We start from the raw sequence: 23,139 nt of genomic DNA on the forward strand, positions 1-23,139 counted from the left end.
TCAAGGAGACGGATTCTCCCGTGACTTGAGCGCGATCTGCCACCGGTAGAAGCTCATCGCCAGGGCGAAGTCGAGCCCCGCCCGCCCGTCCAGGAAGCCCCGCCGGTACACGTACATGTACGCGAAGGACACCAGCGGTTTGAACGGCGCCTTGTGGAACAGCTGCCCCTGCCGCGACTTGACCCTGCGCACCTGTTCCTTGACGTCGGGGTGGTGCTCCAGCCACGCCTCCCAGTCCGAGTACCTGTTGTGCCGCTCGAACCAGGCGGTCACCGGATCGAGATCCTGGTGCTCGATCGGATTGCGGAGGGATCCCGCGCTCTCCGCGACCGGCTGGTAGTGCCCCTCCACCTCGCCGATGCCCGGAGCGTCGAGATCGCCCACCTCCGGGTAGCGGCTGCGGGTGCGATCGGTCAGTGAGCGCTTGCGGATGGTGTACCCGTGCCGCAGCCGCTTCCCCGAGAACCAGTACCCCAGCGGGATGTCGTACGCGGCCGGCCGGGGCGCGTCCGGATCGGCGAAGATCTGCCGCAGTTCGGCCAGCAGGCCCGGACTCAGCCGTTCGTCGCCGTCGAGCAGCAGGATCCAGTCCAGGTCCGTGCGGACATGGTCCAGACACCACTGCTTCTTCCTGGGGTGCCCGCCGTCCCAGGTGTACATCACGACCTCGGCCCCGCACTCCGCGGCGATCTTCGCCGTGTCGTCGGTGCTGTGCGAGTCGACGACGACGACCGCCTCGAAGTGGCCGAGGACCGACTTCACCGCCTCGGCGATGTTGAGCCCCTCGTTCTTCGTGGGGATCGCCACGGCTATCGGCAGTCTGCTCATCCGTTGTCTCCTTCGGGCAGCCAGGCGTAGCAGCCTGTGGAGGTGAAGGCGCGGGCCGCCTCCGGGATCGTGATCACGGTCCGCCCGCCGTCGTCGGAGGACCCCGACACGAGGTTCTTGCCGTTCGCCCCGGTGACCTGCCAACTGCAGGTCATGGTGGGGGAGACGTCGCGGTAGCGCCCCGCACGGAGCACCTTGCCCTCGTGCGTGCCGTCGGCGTACCCCCCGGAGGCCCGCTCCACCAGCTCCTTGTGCTGCACGCACAGGTGCTCGACGGCGGGCTTCGCGTCGGCGATCTCACCGGTGACGATGGCGCCGACGGCCGTGTCCCGGTCCACCTTGACGAGATACGTCAGCCGGTCGCAGGTCTCCTGGCCGGTCTGGAGCACGGCCGCGGGGTCCATTCCCCTGGGCACGCGGTCGACGAGGTACTCCTTCTGCTTCTTGGTGAACGTGCCAGTGGCCGGGGTGAGTTCGCCTGCGGGGATCTTCGGCTGCTCGCTGGTCGCTGAAGCCTGCGGATCCGTGGCGGAAGGACTCCGGGATCCGGCCTCCGGCCCCGATGAGGCCACCCCCGACGACGCCGCGGGGCCGGCTGCGGCCGGCTTCTCCCCGCCCGTGTCGCCGGAGGACGAACCGCAGGCGGCCAGCGCCGCCGTCATGACGACGACGGCGGCACCGGCCAGGAACGGATACCTCATCCACCCGTCCTCAGTGCGTAGTGGGCGGCGACCTTCGAGCTGCTCAGCGCGGTCGGATAGACCGCCGTCTCGTCGATCTGCCCGGCGAAGAAGTTACTGGTCGGGCGGTTCGGCCAGCTCGCCAGATTGTCCCCGCCGACCCGCCAGTAGCCCGGGTAGCTCTCGTTGCCGGTGTACAGCGGGTTGGAGGCGCGGAGCTGCCCGTCGACGTAGAGCGCCATGCCGCCGGAGCCCTGGGTGGCCACCACGTGGTGCCAGGCCCCGTCGTTGTACGCGGCGGAGGTGGCCACGGTCCGGGTGCCACCGCTGTAGACCCCGAACATCAGCCGCCCGTCGTTGCGCATGTAGACGTGCTTGTCGTACTGGCCGCTGTTCTCCATGGTCAGGTTGCCGAAGCCGATGATCTTCCCTCCCCTGGTGGTCGTCGTCCTGATCCAGGTCTCCAAGGAGAAAGTGGCCGGCTGGGCGTGCCTCCGGTTGCTGTAGGCGTACTCGTCCGTGCCGTTGAAGCCGATGGCGGTCGACGGACCGGAGATCGCCGCCGGAGTCTGGCGGTAGGAGGGCGCGTTGCGCAGGAAGCCGTTGTTCAGATTGCCCGAGGCGTCGGCGGCGAACGTCGAGGTGGCCTCGTCGTAGCGCCAGTACAGCGAAGCACCGTCGGCGATCACCCGGGCGGGATACGCCTCCGACGCGGACGCCACGACCGCTGTCACCGCCGGCGACTTGGCGCTGGTGTTGGTGCCGTCGCTCGCGCTGATCCGGTAGGTGTGCGTCTCACCAGGTGCCACGGTCCGGTCCGTCCACGTGAGTTGGGGACGGTTCCAGAACACCGAGAAGCCCGTGACGGTGTGCACAGGAGTGCTCGCGCCGTCCTTGTAGATCCGGTAGGTCAGCTCCCCGTCGTCGGTGTCGAAGCTGGTCTGCCAGTTCACGTCCACCTCGCCCGGGCGGACCGTGGAGACACTGGCGTTGGGAACCCACGGCGCCCCCGTGTCGGGACCGTCGGCGAACCGGGTCAGCCCCTGCTGCGCCGAGCCGTTGACCGTGGTGAACTCGCCGCCTACCCACAGATAGTGACGGCCGCCCTTGTCCGTCTGCGCCATCACGCGCGGACCGACGGGCTCCCCGATCCCGTCATTGGTGTCCGGGAACCATGGCAGCAGCTTCGGGTCGTCGACCGCCTGCGCCAGCAGGTGCTTGCGCGGCTGGTCGGGGAACTCGCCCATGGACGCGCAGTCATGGGCGTGACTGCCGCTGTACAGCACCCCGTTGTGCACCAGCAGTGCCTGCGTGGCACCCAGGCACGTGTCGCGCCAGACCTGGGAGAACGTGCCCAGGTCGAGGGCGATCCGGCCGTCGAAGACACCGCCCCCGGTGCCTTCGTTGGCGGTGTAGAACTGGGTGGCGTCCGACGTCAGGTCCTGCACCGTCGAGGTGTTCGGAATGAACCCCGGATAGCTCTTGTCCAGGGCGCCCGTCGTGGCGTCGACCACGGCCAGCGCATGCGAGTTCGTCCCGTTGACGGTGAAGAAGTCCCCGCCGATCACCACGTGCGAGCCGTCGGGGGTGACCTCCACGGCCCGGCCCACCTCGTCCGTGTTCGCGGTGAACGGCTTGAGCTGGGCGCCGGTGGTCACGGCCGCGAACTTGTTGCGGGTCTGCCCCGCGACACTGTTGAAGTCACCGCCGAGATAGACGGTGTCATCGGTGACGGCGAGCGCCCGCACGGTCGCGGACACAGCGACCTTGAAGTTCTCGCGCGGGGTGCACGTGGCCGTGTCGACGGCCGCGATGTTGCTGACCCCGACCCCGTTGACCGCGCCGAACTGGCCGCCCGCGTAAAGGGTGTCGCCGTCCGGGGACAGGACGAGGGACCGCACGGTCGCCGTACCGGAGGAAAGGGTGAACGACAGGCTGCATCCCGTAGGCGCCCCGCTCGCGGCATCGAACGCCGCGAAGTTCACCGCCGGCTGCTCGGACGTACCGGCCGGTGCGTCCGGCGGCCTCACGGTGGAGAAGGTGCCGCCCGCGTAGACCACCCCGTCGGCGGAGGCGGCCATCGACCAGACGATGCCGTTGGTCTGCCAGGTGGTCAGGTCGTCCGCCGTGATCGAGACCGGTGGGGTGAGGGCCGCTGCAGGGGAACCCCCGGCAGCGGCGCTCAGGGCCCCGGCGAGCAGGCAGAGCGCGGCGGCCGCGGCACGCGCGCGGCCGTGGGCGCCGCGTCTGCGCCCCGTACTTTCGTTCATCATTCAGCTCCGAAGGTGAGAACGAGCTGCGGCCGGTAGGCCGCGGTTGCGACTTCGCCGGACCAGATGCGGAGACTGTCCGTCCCGCTGCTGGTCAGAGCGAGTGAGTAGGCGGAGCCCAGGGCCCCGCCCAGTACCGGCGCGTTCAGCTCCACCGAGTAGTCGGTGGAGACGGCGGTTGCGCCGGAGATCGTGCCCAGCACCGTCGGGGCGAGTGACGGGCGGGTGTTGTAGGTGACCGCCGACTCGGTCCACGCGCCGGTGACCGGCACGAGTGTGTGGGGTTCGGCCGAGCCCGCCGTGGAGTCCGACGAGGTACGGAAGGTGAGCCGGGCACTCGTCAGTTCCTGCCCGGCCGGGGCGGCGGGCAGGGCGAAACGGAGGTAGCCGAGGTACGGCGTGGTGCCCCGGGAGGCGAGCTGGTTGTCGTTGTACGTGGTGTTCGCGGCGACCCCGTTGACGTACGCGTCCTCCGTCGGCGTCAGCGTGAGCGTGGTGTCCCCGGGACCGGGCGGGGTGTCCGCCAGATCGTGGTGCGCGGCCACCTGGGCGGCGGTCAGCGCGGAGGGATAGACGGCGGTCTCGTCGACCTGCCCCGCGAAGTAGGTGCTGGTCGGACGGTTGGGCCAGGCCGTGGCCATGGCGTCCCCGCCGACCCGCCAGTACCCGTTGTACGAGCGGTTGCCGGTGGCGGCGTTGGTGCCGGCCTGCGCCCCGTCCACGTAGAGCCGCATGCCGGACGGGCCCTGGGTGGCGACCACGTGGTGCCAGGTGTTGTCGTTGTAGGACGCGGTGGAGGTGATCGTCGGGCGGCTGCTGGAGCTGCCGGCCTGGACCCCGAAGGCGAGGCGCCCGTTGTCGGTGAGATACAGGATCTTGTCGGAGATTCCGCTGGTGTGCCCCTGAGCGGTACCGATGTTGCTGCCGTAGCCGACGAGGCGCCCGCCGCGGGTCGTGCTCGTACGGAACCACGTCTCGATGGAGTACGGGGTGGGTGAGGTGTAGTGATGCAGCTGGTCGCTGTAGACGTACTCGTCGGTGCCGTTGAGGGTGAGCGCAGTGGAGCCGGTCACGGCGGGCGGCGTCGAACGGTACGACGGGGTGTTCACGAACACCCCGCCGTCGTCGTTGTCCGAGGCGTCCGAGGCGAAGGCGCCGCCCGCCTCGTCGTAACGCCAGTAGAGCTCCGCTCCGTCGGCGAGCACGCGCTCCGCGTACGGACTCGCCGAACCGGCCGCGGTGACCGAGGCGTTGGCGGAGAGGGCGCTGGTGTTGGTGCCGTCGCTCGCGGTGATCCGGTAGGAGTAGGCGCGGCCCGCCACGACGTTCGTGTCGGTGAAGGTCAGCTGCGGTCGGCTGAAGAAGAGCGAGGAACCCGTCGTCGTGTGGACCGGCGTCGAGCCGCCGTCGCGGTACACCCGGTAGGTGAGCCGGCTGTCGTCCAGGTCCAGGCTCGAACGCCAGCTCACCCGCACCTCACCGGCCCGCGGCGCGGAGAGGCTGACCACCGGTGCGGACGGTGCCCCGGTGTCCGGCGAGTCGGCGAACCGGGTCAGGGCCTGCTGGGCGACCCCGTTGACCGTGGTGAACTCGCCGCCCACCCACAGGTAGTCGTGTCCGCCGCGGGACGAGACGGTCAGCGCGCGCGGCCCCACCGGCTCACCGATGCCGTCGTTGGTGTCCGGCAGCCAGCCGAGCATCGCCGGATCGTCGACGGCCTGTGCGGTCAGGTGCTTGCGGACCTGGTTGGGGAAGCCGCCCATGGTGGAACAGTCATGGACGTGGCTGCCCGCGTACAGCACCCCCCGGTAGACCCGCAGCGCCTGCGTGGCACCCTGACAGGTGTCCCGCCAGCGCTGGTCGAACGTGGTGAGATCCATCGCGAGCCTGCCGTCGAACGAGGCGCCGCCGGCCCCTTCGCCGCCCACGTACCAGCCGCCGGAGACGGAGTCCGTGACGATGTCCTTGATCACGGCGGACGACGGGATGAAGTTGTTCGGATAAGCGCGGGTCAGCGCCCCGGTGCCGGCGGCGGTCACCGCGAGCGCGTGCGAGTTCGCCCCGCCCACCGTGAAGAAGTCCCCGCCGATGAGCACGCTCTGCCCGTCCGGAGTGACCTTCAGCGTCCGTCCGGGATCATCGGCGTCCGGGTTCCAGGCCGTCAGCGCACCGGCGGCCGTGACCGCGCCGAAGAAGCGGCGGGTCTGCCCGTTGACGCTCTGGAAGTCGCCGCCCGCGTAGACGGTGCCGTTCGCGGCCACGTCGAGTGCCCGCACGGTCGCCCCGAAGTCCGGAGCGAAACCCGGACGCAGGGTGCAGGTGGCGGTGTTGACGGCGACAAGACCGTTGGCCGGCGTCCCGTTGACCGCGTTGAAGTAACCACCCGCGTACAGCGTGGACTTGTCGGGGGAGACCGCGAGCGCCCGTACCGTCGCGGTGCCGCTGGAGCGGGTGAAGGAGAGCGAACAGCCGGTGGGCGCCCCGGTGGCCGCGTCGAACGCGGCGAAGTTGACGGCGGATCTGGTGTTGCTGCCTGCGGGGGAGCCCGCCGGGCGGACGTTGGTGAAGGTGCCGCCCGCGTAGACGACCCCGTTCGCCTCGGCGAGCGACCAGACGATGCCGTTCGTCTGGTACGTGGCGAGGTGGTCGGCCGTGAAGCCGACCGGATCGGTGAGCGCGGCGGCCGCGGGAGCGGTCACCGCGGAAGCGGTCAGGACCCCGCCCGTGAGCGCGAGGACGGCGGCGAACACACCGCCGCGGCTGCGTCTGAGACGTCCGGGATATCTCATCGGTCCACCCGCACAGCTGCTCCGGTGAGCTGATCGGCCAGCTGCCGGACATCGGCGTCGACCATGATCCGGGCCAGCTCCTGCGACTTCACGGCAGGCTTCCAGCCCAGCAGCTCCGCGGCCTTGGACGCGTCCCCGATCAGCGCGTCGACCTCACTGGGGCGCTCGTACTTCGCGTCGTAGCGGACATGCTCGCGCCAGTCGAGACCGGCGTGCTCGAAGGCGTACTCCAGGAACTGCCGGACGCTGACACCCTCACCGGTCGCCACCACGTAGTCGTCCGGGGTGTCGCACTGCAGCATCCGCCACATCGCGTCGACGTACTCGGGGGCGTACCCCCAGTCACGCACCGCCTCCAGGTTGCCCAGATGCAGATGCGTCTGCAGTCCCGCCTTGATCCGGGCCACGCCACGAGTGATCTTCCGGGTCACGAAGGTCTCCCCGCGGCGGGGCGACTCGTGGTTGAACAGGATGCCGTTGACCGCGAACATCCCGTACGCCTCGCGGTAGTTGACGGTCGCCCAGTACGAGTACACCTTGGCGACGCTGTACGGGCTGCGCGGATGGAAGGGGGTCTGCTCGTTCTGCGGCGGCGGATTGGCGCCGAACATCTCCGAGGAGGACGCCTGGTAGACCCGGGTGTCGATGCCGCTGGCCCGCACGGCCTCCAGCAGCCGGATCGTCCCGAGACCGGTGACGTCACCCGTGTACAGGGGGGCGTCGAAGGAGACCCGGACGTGCGACTGCGCGCCGAGGTTGTAGACCTCGTCGGGGCGGATGTCGCGCAGCAGGTTCACCAGGGCTACCCCGTCGGCGAGATCGGCGTGGTGCAGCACGAACGAGCGGTTCTCCTCCTCCGGCCCCTGGTAGATGTGGTCGATCCGCTCGGTGTTGAAACTCGACGAGCGGCGTATGAGTCCGTGGACCGTGTATCCCTTCTGGAGCAGCAGCTCGGACAGGTACGAACCGTCCTGTCCGGTCACGCCGGTGATGAGCGCGGTCTTCGCCATGTCTCCCCCTTCTGCGGCCGCCTGAGAGGCGGACGGGCAACACCGAAATTTCAGAGTTTGAGCGATCTGCGGTAAAACGTCACCGCGTCATACAGCTGCTGGCACAATCCGAGCCATGACGACTGATCTCCCCGGCCCTCCCCAGGAATCCGTCCCGTCCCTGCTACGCCCCGGCGCCCGTGTGTTCGTCGCCGGCCACCGCGGTCTCGTGGGCTCGGCGCTGGTGCGGCGCCTGACCGCCGACGGTCATGAAGTGATCACCCGCGGGCGCGAGTTCCTCGACCTGCGCGACGCCGAGCGCACCGGGGCCTTCCTGCGCGACGCCCGCCCCGACGCCGTGGTGCTGGCCGCCGCCAAGGTCGGCGGAATCATGGCCAACAGCACGTATCCCGTGCAGTTCATCGAGGACAACCTGCGCATCCAGCTGAGCGTGATCGCGGGCGCGCACACCGCCGGGACCGAGCGGCTGCTCTTCCTCGGCTCGTCCTGCATCTACCCCAAGCTGGCCCCGCAGCCCATACCCGAGTCCGCGCTGCTCACCGGCCCGCTGGAGCCGACCAACGAGGCCTACGCCCTCGCGAAGATCGCCGGAATCGTGCAGGTCCAGTCCTACCGCCGTCAGTACGGTGCCGCGTACATCAGCGCCATGCCCACCAATCTCTACGGACCGGGTGACAACTTCGACCTGGAGACCTCGCACGTCCTGCCCGCTCTGATCCGCCGCTTCCACGAGGCACGGCAGGGCGACGCCCCGGCCGTCACGCTCTGGGGCTCGGGCAGCCCCCGCCGGGAGTTCCTGCACGTCGACGACCTGGCCGCCGCCTGCGTCCTGCTGCTGGAGCGGTACGACGGTGACGCACCCGTCAACGTGGGCTCCGGCGAGGACCTGACGATCCGCGAACTCGCTTCCACAGTCGCCGATGTGACGTCGTATCAGGGCCAGGTCGAGTGGGACACGGCCAAGCCGGACGGCACACCGCGCAAGCTTCTGGACGTGTCCCGGCTGTCCTCCCTCGGCTTCAAGCCGCACGTCCCGCTGCGTGACGGAATCGCCCGGACCTATGCCTGGTGGCTGGACCAGCAGGGCGCACAGGCCTGACCGGCCTCCGGCACCGGGCGCCCGGGCCGGGTGGACGGCCGCGGCAGTGCGGCCCTCCACCCGGCCCGCTCTCTTCCCTCTCATGCGTGCCGCCCGCCCTCAGTAGGCCCCGCGGCCGTCGGTGACGGCGCGCAGCGTACGGGCCATGAGTCCCACGTCCGTGGCCACCGACCAGTTGTCGACGTACCACAGGTCGAGTGACACGGTTTCCTGCCAGGACAGGTCGGATCGCCCGCTGACCTGCCAGAGCCCGGTCAGTCCCGGCCTGACGGCGAGCCGCCTGAGCTCACGCTCGTCGTAGCGCGACACCTCGTCGGGCAACGGCGGCCGTGGGCCGACCAGGGACATGTCACCCCGCAGCACGTTGAAGAGCTGGGGCAGCTCGTCGAGGGACGAGCGGCGCAACAGCCGGCCGATGCGGGTCACCCGGGGGTCCCGGCGCATCTTGAACATCGGGCCGTCGTTCTCGTTCGCTGTCACCAGCCGCGCCTTGTGCTGTTCGGCGTCCACCACCATCGTGCGGAACTTCCACATGGTGAACGGCTGGTTGTGCTGCCCCTGACGGATCTGCCGGTGGAAGACCGGCCCGGCCGAGGTGAACCGGACCGAGACGGCGACCGCCACCAGCAGCGGGGCCAGTGCGATCAGGCCGAGCGCGGCGCCGGTGCGGTCCACCGCGGCCTTGAGGGCCTGCTGCGGACCGCGCCGCAGGGGCGGCACTATGTGGAGCAGGGTCAGCCCTGCGGCCGACGAGGGCCGGACCCGGCTTTCGGTGATCTCCGAGAGGTGCGAGAGCACCGACAGGTCGAGCCCGCCGTCGTGCAGCCCCCAAGACAGCTGCCGTAACCGCTCCTCGGCGAGCTGCGGCCCCGGCACCACCAGCGCCAGGTCCGCCTCGTGGGCGAATGCCGCACCCAGCACCGTCGAGGCGTCGTCGTCGGCCGGCTGCGGCGCGAGCCGACCCGGCACCGGTGCCTCGCAGGTCAGGGCCGTCGTCCCGACGGGCACGGCGGCCACCACGAGGTAGCCGTGGTCCGACCGGGCGGCGAGCAGCCGCACCGCCCGGTCCACCCCGGCGGCCTCGCCCACCACCAGGACGCGGCGGGCCGTCCTGCGCCGCCCGGACCACGGCAGCCGCCGCGCTCCGGACGCCGCCGCCGTCGCCAGCAGGCCCGGGACCAGGGCCACGACGGCCGTCGCCGGGTCGATGGTGCCGTCGACAGCGGTCCAGAGCACCGCCATCAGCCCGATGAGCAGCAGCCAGTCGCCGGTGGCGGTCAGCGCGCCCGGAGGCCGGACCGTGTCCCGTGCCGTGTACCGGCCGCGCACGGCCCGCACGCCGGACCACACCATCGCGGCGGCCGCCGCGCCGGCCAGGGCCCTGGGCTGTCCGTCGGTGCGCAGGACGAGCCAGGCGGGAATCCCCAGGCCGAAGAGGTCGAAGGCGATGACGAGTGGCAGATACCGGCCGGGTCTGTTCTTCGGCCCGGGCCGGTCGGAACGGTCGCGCTGTACGGTCGGGCCCTGCCGCAGGCGGTCGAAGTCCTGGCGGCGAGGCCGGTGCGATGCGGTCCGTGGACGAGGCGCCCCCGCCAGTCCCACGGGTCCTGATATTTCGGATTCGGGTAGCTCGACATGCCCCATGAACCCCCCAGTCACAGTTGCATTGCCACAAACGGGGCGCATCCGCCGATCCTGTGGACTGACGGATGCGCCCTCGCTCGGTGCACGATATCCACACACGTGCCATTTCGCTGGAGTTCCCGTGAAGTTCAGACAGGCCGATCGCACCGGAACTCGTCCCGTTCCGTACTGGATCTCAGGTTCTGTGGGCGGCTGTTGGTATTTGGGACGCACCGGAATCGGATGGTGTGCGGATATGTACGACTGCCCGCCAACTGCCGTCAGCGGCGGCAGGGTTGGGTGGGACACCCTGCTCGCCGCCGTGACACGCGCTGCCGTCTGGGAGAATGCGGTGCCGGGGAACAGCGCCCGGCACGAGCGAAAGAGGAACGCACGGTGACTCCCGCGGAGACGAACTGGGCCGGCAACATCACGTTCGGGGCGAGGCGGGTGTGTATCCCCCGTACCGAGGCCGAGCTGCGGGAAACGGTCGCCGCCTCCACCACGGTGCGCGCCCTGGGCACCCGGCACTCGTTCAACACGGTGGCCGACACCACCGGGGACCTCGTGTCCGTGGCCGGACTGCCGCGGGTGGTCGACATCGACCGGGAGGCGCGGGCGGTCACGGTCAGCGCGGGGCTCCGGTTCGGTGAGTTCGCCGCCGAGCTGAACGGGAGCGGCTTCGCCCTGCACAATCTGGGCTCGCTGCCGCACATCTCGGTGGCCGGTGCCTGCGCGACCGGAACCCACGGTTCGGGTGTGGCGAACCGCTCCCTCGCGGGGGCGGTCCGGTCCCTCGACATGGTGACGGCGGACGGCGGGACGGCCACCCTGCGGCGCGGTGACGACGACTTTCCGGGTGCGGTGGTGTCCCTGGGCGCCCTGGGCGTGGTGACCCGGCTGACCCTCGACCTGGTGGACGCCTTCGACGTACGGCAGTGGGTCTACGAGGACCTGCCCGAGTCCGTGCTGACCGGCCGGTTCGACGAGGTGATGTCGGCCGCGTACAGCGTCAGCGTCTTCACCGACTGGCGGCCGGGCCCCGTGGGACAGGTGTGGCTCAAGCAGCGGGTGGGGGACGAGGGGACGCAGCAGGCGCCGGCCGCATGGCTCGGCGCGCGGCTCGCCGACGGCCCGCGCCACCCGATCCCCGGGGTGCCGGCCGGGAACTGCACCCGTCAGCAGGGTGTCCCCGGGCCGTGGCACCGACGGCTGCCGCACTTCCGGCTGGAGTTCACCCCCAGCAACGGCGACGAGCTGCAGTCCGAGTACTTCGTGGCCCGGGAGGACGCCGCAGCGGCGTACGAGGCCGTGGCCCGGCTCCGCGAGCGGATCACGCCGCTGCTCCAGATCTCCGAGATCCGTACCGTGGCGGGCGACGACCTGTGGCTGAGTCCCGCGTCCGGCCGGGACTCGGTGGCCTTCCACTTCACCTGGGTCCCCGACGGCGCGGCCGTCGCACCGGTGCTCGCGGATATCGAGGAGGCGCTGGCTCCGTTCGGTGCCCGCCCGCACTGGGGGAAGGTCTTCGGCACCGATCCCGGCGTCCTGCGCGCGCTGTACGGGCGGTACGAGGACTTCGAGCGGCTGATGACCCGCTACGACCCCGAGGGCATGTTCCGCAACGACTTCCTGGACCGGCACTTCCGGCCGTGACCCGGCCCGCCTCCCGGGTGGATCAGCGGCTCTCGCGTTCGTCCCTCGACCGGGACGGCCAGGCGGCCGCCGATCGGCCCGGGGCGAGCTGGTCCACCAGGTCGGCCAGTTCCTCGCAGGCACGCTCGATCCGGTGCCGGACGGTCTGCTGTTCGGCGACGAGGGCGGCCAGCAGCAGCGCGGTCAGCGAGACGGCCCCGTTCAGGACCGTGAGGTTGACCATGACCTCGAGCATGGTGTGGTCCGTGAACGGGCCCACCCTGTCCGTCCCCGCGACCACCGCCAGGACCGAGATCAGCAGGGCGCACGGAGCGCTGCCCGGGAGCTGGAAGCGCAGCGCCGCCCAGATGAGGATCGGGAACACCAGGTAGAGCATCGACAACGAGCTGCGGGTGGCCAGCAGAGTGCCCGGCACCGCGACGACCAGCAGCGCGGTTCCCTCCATCCAGCGGTCGGTGAGCCGCGGCATCCGCAGGCGCCGCAGGACGAGCAGCAGCGGGGTGACCACGAGGACGCCCATGACGTCCCCGGCCCACCACGCGGCCCAGACCGGCCAGAACCCGTTCGCGGGCAGTTTTCCGTCAGCCAGCAGTACCAGGGTTCCCGCGCTCGCGCTGATGGCCATGCCGGTCATCGCACCCAGGAACACCAGGACGACACCGTCGCGCAGCCGTGCCAGTTCCGGACGGAAACCCACACCGCGCAGCAGCAGGAAGGCACAGACGGGCGCGAGCGTGTTGCCCGCCACGACGAGAGCGGTGGACGCCGACACCGAACCGCTGAGCGTGGCGATGACGAGCAGGGAGCCGAGAGCGATCCCGGGCCACACGCGCAGCCCCATGACCAGCAGGGCACCCAGCGCGATTCCGGTCGGCGGCCACAGCGGCGTGACCACCGCCCCGTTGACCGTCACCTGCCGGAGCAGGCCCAGGTCCGCGGCCACGTAATAGGCACCGGCGACGGCCAGGACGCGCAGTAAAGCCATGGCCCTGAGCCGGTTCTTCTCGCTGTGGATCACGGTTCTCATGAGACACCGGCCGTGACAGGAGGCCGCTGCGTGACACGCGCCGCTCTCCCGGCCTCATCCGGGGGCGGCGGGAATCGCCGCGTGGCGCAGCACGAGAACGGCGGCGTCGTCCTCGTGCCCGGTACGTTCCGCCGTCCCCAGGATCGCGTCGGCCAGCTCGTCCGCATCGTCGCCGACCCGCGAGCGCACCAGCCGTACGACGGCGTCCAGTCCCTCGTCGATCGGGTACGACGGCCCTTCGATCACGCCGTCGGTGAGGAGCACGAAGGCCCCGTCCGTTGTGAGCCGCCGGGTGGTCACCGGGTACTCCTCGCCGCTCTGGATCCCGAGGGGCAGACCGCCCTCGTCCTCCGTGACGCCCGACCGCCCGTCCGCCGTGGCCCACACCGCGCCCACATGACCGGCACGGGCACTCTGCAGTTCCCGGGTCCGCGGATCGAGCCGGACGAAGGTGCAGGTCGCCAGGAGACCGGAGTCGACGCCCAGCAGGAGGTCATTGGTCCGGCCCACCACCTCGCCCGGATCGGCCGCCGTGGCCGCCAGCGCGCGCATCGCGATCCGGATCTGGCCCATGAAGGCCGCAGCCTCGACGTCGTGGCCCTGCACGTCCCCGATGGCGAAGGCCAGCGAACCGTCCGGCAGCAGGAACCCGTCGTACCAGTCGCCGCCGATGTCCAGGCCGTTGCGCGCGGGGGTGTACCGGGCGGCGGTCTGCAGGCCGGGCAGCGCGGGAAGGGTGGCTGGGAGCATTCCGCGCTGCAACGCCTCGGCCAGCTCCACCCGCGCCTGATGCAGCTCCACCTCCCGGCGCGCCCGCGAGGTGAGGTCCTGGAGGGTGGTGAGCAGTTCGTCGGAACTGGCCGGGCGGGGAGGACGACGCCGGTTCATGGGCCGCTCCGCAGGGCAGGTGATGGCCGTCCGCACCACAGGGGCGGGTCGAGCCATGAGGTCGACGCCGGTGACCCGGAGGGCAAGCGCCCGGCCCGGCAGCTGCGGGCGTGGTCCCTGCATCCTATTTCGGTCCGGGCGTCCTCGCAGGCCGAGCCGTGACGGGCGTGCGGCGCCGGTTGGGTGGATGCTGGAAACGGAGCCGTACGGCGGCGGGCGCCCGCCTGCCGGTACGGGCCGGGAGGTGCACGATGAACCGCACGATGGAGTGGACGGTCCGTGTCGATCTGTCGGAGGACGACGGTACGACGAAGGCGGAGGCGGTGCTGGACACCGGTACGGCGAAACTCACCGGCCACGGGGTCGCCCGATGCAGCCCGCAGGACCCGGACGTGCCCACCATCGGTGACGAACTGGCGGCGAGCCGCGCGATGCGCGATGTCGCGGGTCAGCTGATGAGTGTGGCCGACCGTGAGCTGGGCCGGGCCGGCGCGGGACCCGGGGACGGGCCCGTGCCACCGCCGTACGCCTGGTCGGACGCGACGGCCTGAGGACTTGCCGGCCTCCGGGCCGGCAGGTCACCGCCGCGGACCCGCCCGCCCCGGTGTCCGGGACGGGCGGGCCCGGCGCGTCACCGGTGATCAGTCGACATAGGTGATGTCGGAGGTGGCGTACAGGCAGTTCGTACTGTCCGGGCCGGTGCCCGTCTTGCTGGGCTCGCCGCTGGTCACACCCTTGTACTTGGTGCAGACGTCGATGTCACGGTCCCCGTCGTCGTAGATCGTCACGCCGGAGAGGCGGGCCGTGTCGCCGTAGTTGGGGTTGATCCCCACGAGGCCGTCGCCGGGTGCGGTGATCCAGACGTTCTGCACCTGGACGTGGCGGCCGTACTGGGTGGAGCAGTTGCCACAGGAGCGGTAGAGCTTGCCGAAGTCGCTGACCTGGAAGTTCTTGATGATCAGGGTGCCTCCGCCGTTGTGCTGGAACACCTTGTCGTCCGCCAGCTTCGCGCCGCCGCCGTCGATCGTGCGCACCAGCGAGGAGGACCCGCCGAGGAAGGTGGCGGCGTCCTCGCCCACGTCCTCCCACCACACGTTCTTCAGCGTGCAGGCGCCCAGGCAGTGCACGCCGTCCGCGGCGGGGGAGCCGAGGATGACGTTTTGCAGCGTGGCGCCGTCGGCCAGCTCGATCAGGGCCGGCTGGTCCTCGTCCTGGCCGTCACTGCCCAGGTCGCCGCTGCCGTAGAAGCGCTTCAGGCTGCCGTCGTAGGTGCCGGAGACCTTCATCGTCGAGGTCACGGCCTGGCTGCTGGTGGCCGTCGGCCAGGCGGGCGCGGAGCCGGGGTCGGTCGGCGGGTCCGTGGGCGGGTCGGTGGGCGTCGATCCGGCCGCGGTGAACGTCCAGCGCTTGCTGGTCACCGAGTCGCAGGAGTTCTGCTGGACCAGGGCACCGGCCGCGGTCGAACCGTCCTTGACGTTCAGGCACTTGCCGCCATTGGCGTTGACGACCTGGTACGTGCTGCCGCTGACCTGGGTCAGCGTCCACACCTGGCCGGCCCCACCGGTACAGCTCTGCTGTTCCACGGCCTTGCCCGCGCTCGTCGAGGCGCCGCGGACACCGGCGCACTTGGCGCTGTGCGCGGCGGTCAGCGTGTAGCCGCTGCCGGAGCTCTTGAGCTGCCACGTCTGGTGCGCGGCACCACTGCAGGACCGCTGGGCGAGCTGGACGCCGTCGGAGGTTCCCGCGCCGGGAACCTCCAGACACAGTCCGCTCGCGGCGTTCGACAGGCTGTACGAGCCGGCTGCGGGGGCCGCCGTCGCGGAGCCGGTGGCGAACAGCGCCGTGAGCCCCGCGAGCACGAGCGACGCTATCGCGACGAACGAGGCGGCTGCCCGGCCGCCCCTGCGTCTGGCATGCTGATTTCTGGTACGCACTGGGTATTCCTTTCACCGCCTGCGGTGTCCTCCGCAGGCACCAATGAGTGGTTTGGTGCGGTGGTAGGCAATCCCTCGACCATCGGAACCACGACTCGTGATGTTCCGTATGGTGAACCGAGTTCTTGTATGAGAACAGCGGTGACGGTACGTCAACGGCATGGACCGGTCAAGAAGTGGGAGTGTCATGGTTCGGCACCCACCGGGGCGGGCCGTAGCGTGACAGGGGGAGCGGCCGCGGCGGAGACCGGTCGCCACGGACGAGAAACCCCAGGGTGACGCCATGTGCTGGAGTGCGACCGCCGACCTCGTCGCGGGCACGGCGATTGCGGCGATCGGTGCCGCCTGCGTGCTCCGCACCCGTCGGGTCCGTGACCTTCCGCTCGCGGCGCTGCCGCTGCTCCTGGGGGCCCACCAGATCATCGAGTCCGTGGTCTGGCGCGCGGACGGCGGAACGGGGCCGGCCACCGTCGCCTGGGCGGTCATCGCCCTGCCGGCCCTGGCGCTGTGGGTGCCGCTGGGCGTGCTGTGCTCGGCTCCGCCGCGGGCCCGGCGCGGACTCGCGGTGCCGGTGGTGGTGGGGGCGGCGACCTCGGCGGCGCTCGCGTACAGCCTGGCGACCCGGCCGGTGACGGCGCAGATCCGTGGCCACACGCTCGGGTACGTCCTCGACCTGCCGCGGCCCGAACTGCTCGTGGCGGGCTACCTCCTGGCCACCGTCGGATCGCTGCTCCTGTCCGGTGACCGGGTGCTGGTGTGGCTCGGCGTGCTGGTCGCGGGCGGGGCCGCGGTCTGCGCCGCGCTGTGGCGGCTGGAATTCATCTCCACCTGGTGCGCCTTCGCCGCGGTCTGCTCGGTGGTCCTGCTCGGCTGGTCCGGGAGGCGCCCTGCCGGGACCGCGGGCCGCCCTGCCCGCACGGCCGGGGAATGACGGACGAGCCGGACGTGACCGGATCTTCGGACGGTGTTCGAGGGAACCTTCGTGCTGCTTTCCCGGGGTAACGGAACGGGCGTTCAGGTCCGGCCGTGACGCCGCTGTTACGGATGCCGGGCCAGGACCGGCAGCTCATGGGCCCCGGTCCCGCGGGGACCCGCTCGGGTGCCGGCATCCGTCAACCCGGCGCCGTGGGGGTGGGTGCAGCGGCCAGCGATTGACAGGTACCCGGATGTTTCGGTGGATGTCGCGTACAACCGCGTGTGACGGAAATGTCCGCGTCTCGTAACACGGCCCCGGATGGCTACCGGACACCGGGCAACCCGGTCAAAGTATGCCTTCCCGGCACTACACCGGGGCCGAAAAACGCCCGGACCGCAAGGCCCGGGCCTGCACTTGAGGGGTCTTCATGTCCCGTTCCGCACGACGGATCACCGCTGTTGTTCTCGCTTCCGGCGCGCTGGTGGCCGCCGCCGCTCTCCCGGCGGTCGCCGATGACCACGGCCACGGCCGCGGTCACGCCCCGCGCTCGGCCGTCGTTCTGGGCAAGATCCAGTACGACAGCCCCGGCCGCGACAACGGTTCGAACCGCAGCCTGAACGGCGAGTGGGTCACCGTCACCAACACGAGCCGCCACTCGGTCAACCTGCGCGGCTGGACCCTTCGTGACGAGAGCCGCCGTACCTACCGGTTCGACCTGCGGCTGCCCGGCCGCTCCTCGGTGCGTGTGCACACCGGAGTCGGCCGCGACTCCCGCACCGACGTCTACCAGGACCTGCGCCGCTACGTCTGGGACAGCAGCGACACGGCGACCCTGCGTGACGCGCACGGCCACAAGGTCGACTCCAAGTCCTGGGGTCACCGCCACGGCGGCCGCCACTGACCCGTCGGCGGCCGCCCACTGAACCCGGGGCGGCCGCCGGCGTCCTGACCGCGGCGCACCACGGCCCGACCTCCGTGGTGCGCCGCACCCCTGTCCGTCACGAGGTGCCGGCAGCCGCCGCCCGCTCCTCGTCGAGCGCCGCCACCGCCCCGCGCACATCGCCGATCGTCGTGTGGTCGACGGCGACGAAGTTCACCGGACTTCCCCGCTCCCGCTCGCACCGGTGGGCCCGGTCCAGCACCCGGTCACGGGCGTTGACCTTCCCCGCGTCCAGCCGGCTGCCGCCCGCGGCCGTGATGAAGTGGTTCAGCAGGAACAGCCGCTTGCCGGCGTCGCCGAGGTGCGGGACGCAGGTCATGTCGGCGGGGGAGCGGAATGCGAACGGCGTCTCCATCCCGTACCGGTGGAAGTTGCGGTACCAGGGCGCCGGCCCGTCGGCCTGCTCGGCGAAGACCACGAGCCGCCGGCCGCTGTCGACCATCTTGCCGGGCGTCGGCCCCCTGGTCGTCGAGCACCGGCTGGTAGAAGGCCGGCGAGAGCAGGGTGGAGCGCGCGGTCGCGGTCAGGGCCATGACCAGCGTGCACAGGGCGGCGAGCACGAACGCGACGGCACGCAGAGGGTGCGGCTCCCCGCGGAAGGCCTCCTTGCCCGTGCCCGTGCCCTCATGCCCCGTCTCCCCGGGCGATGCTGCGAGCCGGAGCCTTCCGCGGCTCCTTTCGCGGCGGGTGTTGCCCCGTCAGGAGACGTCGTCGGGCGGGACCTCCTGCTCGGTCCAGAGGGCCTTCCCGTCGACGCTGTACCGGGTGCCCCAGTGCGTGGCGAGCTGGGAGACGATGAACAGGCCGCGGCCGCCCTCGTCGACGGTGCGGGCGTGACGCAGATGCGGGGCCACCGGGCTCGTGTCGTGGACCTCGCAGGTGAGGGTGCGGTCCAGCAGGAGCCGCAGATGCAGCGGCGGGGTTCCGTATCGGACAGCGTTGGTGATCAGCTCGCTCACGATCAGCTCGGTCGCCTCGATCGTCTCCTCGCCGAGGTTCCAGCCCTCGAGCCGGTCGCGGACCAGGGTCCGGGCCATGGCGGGTGTGGTCCGGTCGTGCGCCAGCTCCCAGGTGGCGACCCGGTCGGGCGGGACGACGCCCGTTCTGGCGAGGAGGAGCGCGGCACCGTCCGGGTGCGTCTCGGCGGGGATGTTGTACACGACGGCGTCGCACAGCTCCTGCAGGGGGCGGTCCGGATAGGCGAGCGCGTCCTGGACCCTGGTCACGGACTGATCGTCGGACAGCAGGGAACCGGTGAAGAACGCCAGCACACTCCCCTCGGCGAGTTCGACCGTCGCGGTGGCGAACGGGGCGCTGTCGTCCGAGAACAGGGGCGGCCCCTCGGGCACGTCGAGGGCGACCGGGCGCCCGTCCGGATCGACGGCGACCGGCCCCGGATGCCCCGCCCGCGCCACGGTGCAGGTCCGGGTGAAGGGGTCGTAGACGGCGTACAGGCAGGTCGCCGTCAGCGGCTGGCGGTGCAGCGAGTCACCCGGCGGGAGCGACCGGCGCTCCCGGGCGAGGCGGTCGGCCGTGTCGTTGAGGCGGGCCAGTACCTCGTCGGGGTCCAGGTCGAGACCGGCCAGGGCGTGCAGCGCGGTACGCAGTTGCCCCATGGTGATGGCGGTCTGGAGACCGTGCCCGGCGACGTTCCCGATGATCAGCGCGGTCCGGGCACCGGACAGCCCGATGGTGTCGAACCAGCAGCCGCTGTTGCGCCCCGGAAGCAGCACATGTGCGGTCTCGACGGCGATCCGGGTGCCGTTGTACTGGGGCAGCAGCCGGCGCTGGACGGTCGAGGCGATCACATGGTCGCGCGCGTAGCGCCGCGAGGTCTCGATGCTCAGCGCCGTATGGGCGGCCGCAGTCAGGGCGAAGGTGAGGTCTCTCTCGTCGAACGGCTCGGAGCCGGGGCAGCGGTACATGCTCACGAGGCCGAGGAAGGACCCGTGCAGCTTCAGCGGGGCCACGATCAGGGAGTGGGCACCGATCGCCGTGACCATGTGCCCGGCGACCGGATCCGAGTCCAGCCAAGGAGTGTCCGGGCCGAGCTGGACGAGCCGGGGCCTCAGGTCGCTGGCGGCGAGCGCGTACGGAGTGCCCGCGGGCAACCGCCGCGTCACGCCCACCGGGGTGTCCCCGTCGGTCCCCAGCTGGGCCGCGCGGCGCAGCGGGACATCGGATCCCAGCGGGCTGAGCGGTGCGCGTGAACCACGCAGTACGTCGTCCACCACCTCGACCACGGCGAAGTCCGCGAAACGGGGCACGAGTGCTCTCACGAACCCTTGGCAGATCGCCTCCATGTCGAGGGAGTGGCCCACATTCCTGCGGACCGCGGCCAGAGCGTCCACCCGGTCGCGGGACTTCTCCCGTTCGCTGACGTCGACGACGGCCGCCAGCAGTCCGAGCGGCCGGCCGGAAGGGTCGTCGAGGCGGTGGACCGTGACCATCAGACTGCGGTCGGGTCCGGGCGCCCCCATGAGCTGCCCGCGGATCATGTGGTTCAGGACCGGCACACCGCTCTCCAGCACACCGCGCAGCAGTTCCTCCGCCCCTTCGGGGTCGTCGACCCGGTACGCCCCGGTGAAGTGCAGTCCCACGATCCGCTCGGGCGCGACCGCGTCGGACAGGGAGTTGACCCGTTCCACGCGCAAGTCCGTGTCCAGCACGTGCAGTCCCACCGCGGACTGGCTGAACAGCGTGTCCAGGAGCGCGTCCGTCATCCCTTCGGCCGAGGGCGTCCCCGGGACCGGTGCACCGGCGTCCGGCACGTCGCACCCCCATCTGGCTCCGCCGCCCCTGCGAATCGGCAGCTCTGCCGACAGCCTGCGCATACCCCGCCCGGCCCGCCACCGCACTGCGGCAGACGGGTGAAGCCGGCCCGCCCGGACCTCCGCACACATCCGGTGCGCCCCGACGGCAACCTTTCCGGCCCCGGCGGTGACTGAGAGGTACCCGACACCCCCACTCCGGAAGGCACGCACCGTGGCTCCTGAGCAACCCAGATCCCCCCGCGGCCGCCGCACCCGTACCCTGATCGGCGCCGTCACCGCAGGTGTGCTGGCCGCCGCCGGCCTGATCGTCACCGGTCAGACCTCGCATGCCGCGACCGCGCGCCAGGCGGAGGCGCTGGACCGCGGCGTCGTCAGCGTCCACACGGACGCCGGCAACCTGATCAGCTGGCGCTGGCTGGCCACCGACGCCGACGACGTGTCCTTCAACGTCTACCGAGCCGGCACGAAGGTCAACGCCGCACCGGTCACCGGCTCGACGAACTACTTCCACGCCGGGGCCCCCAACTCGGCGGACTACACGGTGCGGGCGATCGTCGGCGGCGTCGAGCAGAGCGACTCCGTGCACGCGATCCAGTTCCGCAGCGGCTACAAGGACGTGCCCATCAGCCCGCCCGCCGGCGGCACGACCCCCGACGGCGTCGCCTACACCTACGAGGCCAACGACGCCTCCGTCGGCGACCTCGACGGCGACGGCGCACTCGACTTCGTACTGAAGTGGCAGCCCACCAACGCCAAGGACAACTCCCAGTCCGGCTACACGGGCAACACGATCGTCGACGGGATCAAGCTCGACGGCACCCGGCTGTGGCGCGTCGACCTGGGCCGCAACATCCGCTCCGGCGCGCACTACACCCAGTTCCAGGTGTACGACTACGACGGCGACGGCAAGGCCGAGGTCGCGATGAAGACCGCCGACGGCAGCGTCGACGGCAAGGGAACGGTGATCGGCAGCGCGTCGGCCGACCACCGCAACTCCTCCGGCTACATCCTGTCCGGACCCGAGTACCTGACCATGTTCAACGGCCAGACGGGCGCGGCCATGGGCACCGTCGACTACGTCCCGGCGCGCGGCACGGTCTCCTCGTGGGGCGACAGCTACGGCAACCGCGTCGACCGCTTCCTGGCCGGCACCGCCTACCTCGACGGCGCCAGGCCCTCGCTGATCATGGCCCGCGGCTACTACACGCGTACGGTGATCGCCGCCTGGGACTGGCGGGGCGGTGCGTTCACCCGGCGGTGGACCTTCGACACCAACAGTTCGACCAACTCCGGCAAGGGATACGACGGCCAGGGCAACCACCAGCTGTCCGTCGCCGACGTGGACGCGGACGGCAAGGACGAGATCGTCTACGGAGCCATGGCCGTCGACGACAACGGCAACGCCCTGTGGACCACGAAGAACGGCCACGGCGACGCCATGCACGTCGGTGACCTGGACCCGTCCCGATCAGGACTCGAGGAATTCAAGGTCGACGAGGACAGCTCGAAACCCTCGTCATGGATGGCGGACGCCAGGACCGGCCAGATCATCTGGTCGACGCCCGCCGCCGGCGACAACGGACGCGGCGTCAGCGACGACATCTGGTCCGGCAGCGCCGGTGCCGAGTCGTGGTCGTCGGCGGCCGACGGGGTACGCAACCCCAAAGGCGCCGTCGTCGCGAGCCGTAAGCCCTCCAGCGCCAACTTCCTGTCCTGGTGGGACGGCGACACCACCCGGGAACTCCTCGACGGGACCCACATCGACAAGTACGGCACCTCCGGCGACACCAGGCAGCTGACCGGGGCGTCGGTCCACTCGAACAACGGCACCAAGGCGACCCCCGCGATCTCGGGCGACCTGTTCGGCGACTGGCGTGAGGAAGTGGTCTGGGCGACCACGAACAACACCGCTCTGCGGATCTACTCCACGCCGTACGAGACCGGCACGAAGATCACCACACTGCTCCACGACACCACCTACCGCACGGCGCTGGCCTGGCAGAACACGGCGTACAACCAGCCGCCCCACCCGAGCTTCTTCATCGGGAGCGGGATGGCGACCGCGCCCCGGCCCACGGTGTCGACGCCCTAGCCGCGCGGGCACGGGCCTCCTGAGCTCAAGGGAAGGCGGCTGCAGGCGACCACCCGCAGCCGCCGGCCGGCTCCCCGGGACGGCGAGTTCCTCGCCGGGCGACCACGTCAGGGGGCGGAGAAGGGAGTCGCGCCCGCGTCCCGGACGGTGCGAGTGCCCGGGCAGCGGAAGAAGAGTTCGGGATCTCCGTCGTCGAGACCGTGGAGCACACCGCTGGGGTGCCAGTGCGCGCGTCGCAGCAACTGCCGCATGGGGTGGTTGGAGACGTTGGTCGAAGTGAACAGCTTCGCGGTGGCGCAGGCGGTCTCGACCGCCGTGAGGAGATGCGCTCCCACGCCTCGCCGCCGGGCACGCGGGGCGACCATCAGCATGGTGACGAAGCCCTGCTCGAAGAACGTGTACTCCAGCACGCAGTAACCCACAGGTCCTGACGCGTCCCGGGCCATGAGGACCACACCACGCTCGCACCAGCGCCGGATGGCGTCCCGTCGTGCGGGGTCGCCCCCTTCCGCGACAGGGTCGAGCGCGGCCAACGCCGCCCGGTCCGCCGTGTCCGCCCTGTCCACTCGGAGTCCCTTGAGGTTCTCGGCATCCATGCGGTGCATCGTGGCAG

The 23,139-nt window shown here is 71.0% G+C and carries 17 protein-coding genes and 1 pseudogene; 6 read left to right on the top strand and 12 right to left on the bottom strand.

Annotated features, from left to right (window positions below):
- From OG959_RS36895 to gmd, 5 genes are read right to left on the bottom strand one after another with little or no spacing between them, the layout of a single operon-like run.
- The gene (locus tag OG959_RS36895) at positions 1-828 is read right to left on the bottom strand and encodes a glycosyltransferase family 2 protein (RefSeq protein ID WP_326665586.1); all 828 of its coding nucleotides are present in this window, start codon (positions 826-828) and stop codon (positions 1-3) included.
- On the bottom strand, positions 825-1,529 hold the full coding sequence (locus OG959_RS36900; protein WP_326665588.1) for a hypothetical protein: 705 nt from the start codon (positions 1,527-1,529) through the stop codon (positions 825-827). Before OG959_RS36900 ends, OG959_RS36895 begins: the two co-directional genes overlap by 4 nt.
- Positions 1,526-3,781 (bottom strand): LamG domain-containing protein, encoded by a 2,256-nt coding sequence (locus tag OG959_RS36905; RefSeq protein ID WP_326665589.1) that lies wholly within the window; start codon positions 3,779-3,781, stop codon positions 1,526-1,528. The genes OG959_RS36900 and OG959_RS36905 overlap by 4 nt, the downstream gene beginning before the upstream one ends.
- The gene (locus OG959_RS36910; RefSeq protein ID WP_326665590.1) at positions 3,778-6,567 is read right to left on the bottom strand and encodes a LamG-like jellyroll fold domain-containing protein; all 2,790 of its coding nucleotides are present in this window, start codon (positions 6,565-6,567) and stop codon (positions 3,778-3,780) included. The genes OG959_RS36905 and OG959_RS36910 overlap by 4 nt, the downstream gene beginning before the upstream one ends.
- Positions 6,564-7,577, bottom strand: a complete 1,014-nt coding sequence (gene gmd / locus OG959_RS36915; protein ID WP_326665592.1) for a GDP-mannose 4,6-dehydratase — start codon at positions 7,575-7,577, stop codon at positions 6,564-6,566. The genes OG959_RS36910 and gmd overlap by 4 nt, the downstream gene beginning before the upstream one ends.
- Before the next feature lie 115 nt (positions 7,578-7,692).
- On the opposite strand from gmd, the gene OG959_RS36920 reads away from it, so the two are divergent.
- Complete coding sequence (locus tag OG959_RS36920; protein ID WP_326665594.1) at positions 7,693-8,676, top strand: GDP-L-fucose synthase family protein; 984 nt, start codon at positions 7,693-7,695, stop codon at positions 8,674-8,676.
- Positions 8,677-8,775: 99 nt separating this feature from the next.
- Here the strand turns inward: OG959_RS36920 and OG959_RS36925 are convergent, their stop codons facing one another.
- Positions 8,776-10,278: a sugar transferase gene (locus OG959_RS36925; protein ID WP_326665597.1), complete on the bottom strand. Its 1,503-nt coding sequence runs from the start codon at positions 10,276-10,278 to the stop codon at positions 8,776-8,778.
- 417 nt (positions 10,279-10,695) lie between these two features.
- Between OG959_RS36925 and OG959_RS36930 the strand changes: the two genes are divergently transcribed.
- Complete coding sequence (locus tag OG959_RS36930) at positions 10,696-11,955, top strand: FAD-binding protein (RefSeq protein ID WP_326665599.1); 1,260 nt, start codon at positions 10,696-10,698, stop codon at positions 11,953-11,955.
- A gap of 22 nt (positions 11,956-11,977) precedes the next feature.
- Here OG959_RS36930 and OG959_RS36935 read toward each other — a convergent pair whose 3' ends face one another.
- Complete coding sequence (locus tag OG959_RS36935; protein ID WP_326666823.1) at positions 11,978-12,973, bottom strand: MASE1 domain-containing protein; 996 nt, start codon at positions 12,971-12,973, stop codon at positions 11,978-11,980.
- A gap of 63 nt (positions 12,974-13,036) precedes the next feature.
- A complete protein-coding gene (locus OG959_RS36940) occupies positions 13,037-13,870 on the bottom strand; it encodes a PP2C family protein-serine/threonine phosphatase (protein WP_326665601.1) in 834 nt (277 codons plus the stop codon).
- 251 nt (positions 13,871-14,121) lie between these two features.
- Here OG959_RS36940 and OG959_RS36945 point away from each other — a divergent pair, with 251 nt between their 5' ends.
- Complete coding sequence (locus tag OG959_RS36945) at positions 14,122-14,421, top strand: DUF1876 domain-containing protein (RefSeq protein WP_326665603.1); 300 nt, start codon at positions 14,122-14,124, stop codon at positions 14,419-14,421.
- Positions 14,422-14,511: 90 nt separating this feature from the next.
- On the opposite strand, the gene OG959_RS36950 is transcribed toward OG959_RS36945, so the two are convergent.
- Positions 14,512-15,804: a pectate lyase gene (locus OG959_RS36950; protein ID WP_326665607.1), complete on the bottom strand. Its 1,293-nt coding sequence runs from the start codon at positions 15,802-15,804 to the stop codon at positions 14,512-14,514.
- Between the two features lie 283 nt (positions 15,805-16,087).
- On the opposite strand from OG959_RS36950, the gene OG959_RS36955 reads away from it, so the two are divergent.
- Together OG959_RS36955 and OG959_RS36960 are read left to right on the top strand one after the other, a co-directional pair.
- Positions 16,088-16,735, top strand: coding sequence for a DUF6629 family protein (locus OG959_RS36955; protein ID WP_326665609.1), 648 nt, complete (start codon positions 16,088-16,090; stop codon positions 16,733-16,735).
- Positions 16,736-17,147: 412 nt separating this feature from the next.
- A complete protein-coding gene (locus OG959_RS36960) occupies positions 17,148-17,621 on the top strand; it encodes a lamin tail domain-containing protein (RefSeq protein ID WP_326665610.1) in 474 nt (157 codons plus the stop codon).
- Between the two features lie 97 nt (positions 17,622-17,718).
- Here the strand turns inward: OG959_RS36960 and OG959_RS36965 are convergent.
- Together OG959_RS36965 and OG959_RS36970 are read right to left on the bottom strand one after the other, a co-directional pair.
- Positions 17,719-18,117: pseudogene (locus OG959_RS36965) on the bottom strand (hypothetical protein); the annotation flags it as partial.
- A 241-nt stretch (positions 18,118-18,358) separates the two neighbouring features.
- Complete coding sequence (locus OG959_RS36970; RefSeq protein ID WP_326666825.1) at positions 18,359-20,383, bottom strand: SpoIIE family protein phosphatase; 2,025 nt, start codon at positions 20,381-20,383, stop codon at positions 18,359-18,361.
- 262 nt (positions 20,384-20,645) lie between these two features.
- On the opposite strand from OG959_RS36970, the gene OG959_RS36975 reads away from it, so the two are divergent.
- The gene (locus OG959_RS36975; protein ID WP_326665612.1) at positions 20,646-22,526 is read left to right on the top strand and encodes a rhamnogalacturonan lyase; all 1,881 of its coding nucleotides are present in this window, start codon (positions 20,646-20,648) and stop codon (positions 22,524-22,526) included.
- 107 nt (positions 22,527-22,633) lie between these two features.
- Here OG959_RS36975 and OG959_RS36980 read toward each other — a convergent pair whose 3' ends face one another.
- Positions 22,634-23,131, bottom strand: coding sequence for a GNAT family N-acetyltransferase (locus OG959_RS36980; protein ID WP_326665614.1), 498 nt, complete (start codon positions 23,129-23,131; stop codon positions 22,634-22,636).
- Positions 23,132-23,139: the final 8 nt, after the last annotated feature.

The organism is Streptomyces sp. NBC_00385, assembly GCF_035917155.1.
Classification (GTDB): Bacteria; Actinomycetota; Actinomycetes; order Streptomycetales; family Streptomycetaceae; genus Streptomyces; species Streptomyces poriferorum.

What these genes read in the sequence shown, in the direction of transcription:
- OG959_RS36940 (WP_326665601.1), bottom strand. Translation starts at nt 13,870, where the DNA reads ATGAACCGGCGTCGTCCTCCCCGCCCGGCCAGTTCCGACGAACTGCTC.
- OG959_RS36980 (WP_326665614.1), bottom strand. Translation starts at nt 23,131, where the DNA reads ATGCACCGCATGGATGCCGAGAACCTCAAGGGACTCCGAGTGGACAGG.
- OG959_RS36900 (WP_326665588.1), bottom strand. Translation starts at nt 1,529, where the DNA reads ATGAGGTATCCGTTCCTGGCCGGTGCCGCCGTCGTCGTCATGACGGCG.
- OG959_RS36970 (WP_326666825.1), bottom strand. Translation starts at nt 20,383, where the DNA reads ATGACGGACGCGCTCCTGGACACGCTGTTCAGCCAGTCCGCGGTGGGA.
- gmd (WP_326665592.1), bottom strand. Translation starts at nt 7,577, where the DNA reads ATGGCGAAGACCGCGCTCATCACCGGCGTGACCGGACAGGACGGTTCG.
- OG959_RS36920 (WP_326665594.1), top strand. Translation starts at nt 7,693, where the DNA reads ATGACGACTGATCTCCCCGGCCCTCCCCAGGAATCCGTCCCGTCCCTG.
- OG959_RS36905 (WP_326665589.1), bottom strand. Translation starts at nt 3,781, where the DNA reads ATGATGAACGAAAGTACGGGGCGCAGACGCGGCGCCCACGGCCGCGCG.
- OG959_RS36910 (WP_326665590.1), bottom strand. Translation starts at nt 6,567, where the DNA reads ATGAGATATCCCGGACGTCTCAGACGCAGCCGCGGCGGTGTGTTCGCC.
- OG959_RS36960 (WP_326665610.1), top strand. Translation starts at nt 17,148, where the DNA reads ATGTCCCGTTCCGCACGACGGATCACCGCTGTTGTTCTCGCTTCCGGC.
- OG959_RS36895 (WP_326665586.1), bottom strand. Translation starts at nt 828, where the DNA reads ATGAGCAGACTGCCGATAGCCGTGGCGATCCCCACGAAGAACGAGGGG.
- OG959_RS36955 (WP_326665609.1), top strand. Translation starts at nt 16,088, where the DNA reads ATGTGCTGGAGTGCGACCGCCGACCTCGTCGCGGGCACGGCGATTGCG.
- OG959_RS36945 (WP_326665603.1), top strand. Translation starts at nt 14,122, where the DNA reads ATGAACCGCACGATGGAGTGGACGGTCCGTGTCGATCTGTCGGAGGAC.